2 protein-coding genes are annotated in these 2171 nt (G+C 63.0%); both read right to left on the reverse strand.

The window, feature by feature from the left end; translation table 11 throughout:
* The coding region (locus CAPSK01_RS04860) for a CoA-binding protein (RefSeq protein WP_034923225.1) at positions 1 to 1635 on the reverse strand (1635 nt) is incomplete at its 3' end.
* A gap of 295 nt (positions 1636 to 1930) precedes the next feature.
* A partial coding sequence (locus CAPSK01_RS21860; protein ID WP_273703105.1) for a hypothetical protein occupies positions 1931 to 2171 on the reverse strand: 241 nt, incomplete at its 5' end.

Raw genomic sequence — 2171 nt, forward strand, 5'->3', positions numbered from 1 at the left:
CCGCAAACCCCAAGCGCCCTCCGGAAACTCTGCTCCACTGGCCAGCAGCAGGTCGAGATCGACCGGGTAGCCAACCGCATCGGCGCAGGCAATCGCCTCGTCGATACTGCCAGCCAGAGGATGCTCGCCAACGGTCAGACCATAGGCCTGCAACAGTCGTCGTGCCTGACGTACCGATAGCTGACCCGCACCAGCCGCCATCGCTTCGCCGAGGGCGCTGCGGGCGGCTTCCACGTCCGGTGAGAAACCCTCCGCGAGCGAGGGCGGCATCTGCATCATCAAACGGCGATTGCGCCGGTAGCTGACGACGCCGAGAAACACCGCGATCGCCATTTCCGGTGACTCATGGCTCAACATGCCTTGCGCCGCCACGATCTGTTGCGCCTCCAGCATGGCGGCGCCGCCCACCCAACAGGTGAAGATGTTGTGCTCGGTTTTCCGGGACACCTCGCAGATCGCAGCGGCGACTTCGGCACTGGGGGCAAATGGGGAGGGCGAAAAGACGGTCAGGACATTCTCGGTATGCTCGTCGGCCAGTACGGTTGCCAGTGCGGCTCCCCAGTTCGTCGCCGTGATGTCCGCCGGCAGTGCCAACGGATTGGAGAGTCTCGAGCGTGTCTGCAGCAGTTCTTCGAGACGCTTGAGGGTGGCCGGCGACAGCTTGCCGAGCTGGCCGCCGGCACGTGTCAGCCGGTCGCCGGCAATCCGCCCCAGGCCATGACCGTTGGCCAGGATGGTCAGACTCTCGCCGCGCAAGCGGCGCACCCGCGCCATCGCCTCGACGGCGGCGAACAGGTCCCCGAGCGTATCGATGCGCACCCAGCCTGCACGACGCAGAGCCGCTTCGTAGACCTCATCAGCACAGAACGGTCCGTTCCCCTGCGGTCTGCCCTGCACCGGGCCGCCGCGGATGGTCACTACCGGCTTGCAGCGTGCGGCGGCACGCGCCGCCGACATGAACTTCCGCCCGGCCGTCACCTCATCGAACTGCACCAGGATCGACTGGGTATCGGGGTCTGCCGCCAGCCAGTCGAGCACGTCGGCAAGGTCGACATCGAGGCTGGCGCCGAGGTGGAGCACCGTCGAGAAGCCGATTCCCTTGCTGTAGGCGCGATCGAGCACAGCCGCCGTCACGGCGGTCGACTGCGCGACCAGGGCAATCTTCCCAGGCTTGATCGAGACGGGGGTGGCACTGGCGTTGAGCCTGTGGGCCGGCACCACGAGACCGCCGCTGCCCGGTCCGAGAACGCGCATCAGGTACGGCTGGGCGGCTTCGAGAATCGCCTTGCGCGCCGTCGCAATCGCCCCATTGCTCATCTTGTGCCACATCCACGGGCCGACGATCACCGCGCGGGTGCCGCGCGCGCCGAGTTGAGCGATGATCGGCGGCACCTGCTCCAGCGAGGCGCAAATGATCGCCAGATCGGGCACCCCGTCGAGTTCGCCCAGACGAACCTCGTCACCCATGAAGAACAGGGAGCGTTTCCTGGCGCTGACCGACATGACCGGACCACTGAATTTACCGGCCGCGAGATTGGCCAGCACCACTTCGGCGTAGCGACTCGGTTCGTCAGGCTCGGCGACCACGGCCACCGAGGCGGGATGAAAGAAAAATTCAAGGTTTCGGACAGTCATGATTAGCCGCGATGGAGGTAGTCTCGATATTCGCCGAACACCTCGGCTACGAGAGGGTCAAAGGTGACAAGCCGACGATCAGCGTTGAAAAACGGGAACAGGGTTGTGGGAAAAATAATGGTTCTGGGGTATCCATCGAACAAGGCACTTCGACCAACACTTTCATTCGCGCCCAAAGTCCGACAGGCTGCTAGCATACGCCAGCCGCTATAATGGACGGTGATCGCTGTTAAAGCACCATTGCATCGGACGAGAAGAAGAACATGTTTGCGGTCTATGGTTTGAGTGGTCCAATCTACCAGGGTACGTTCGAAGGACTCAAGGATGTTGCCGGGGATACTCCACACGGCTGCAGAGGGCCATCACCAATTTTGGTGCTGACGTTCCGTTTGCCCAGGTTCGGGAGAAGATTCGCGAGTATGACGGGATCGATATTGCGCATGAAGCGGCGGCAACGATCACAGAAAATCCCGCCCGCAGGAAAGAAGGAAAGCTGTCGATGATCCGACGTGCTGGCGAAGTAGCGCCCACCTTCG

The organism is Candidatus Accumulibacter vicinus, assembly GCF_000584955.1.
Taxonomy (GTDB): domain Bacteria; phylum Pseudomonadota; class Gammaproteobacteria; order Burkholderiales; family Rhodocyclaceae; genus Accumulibacter; species Accumulibacter vicinus.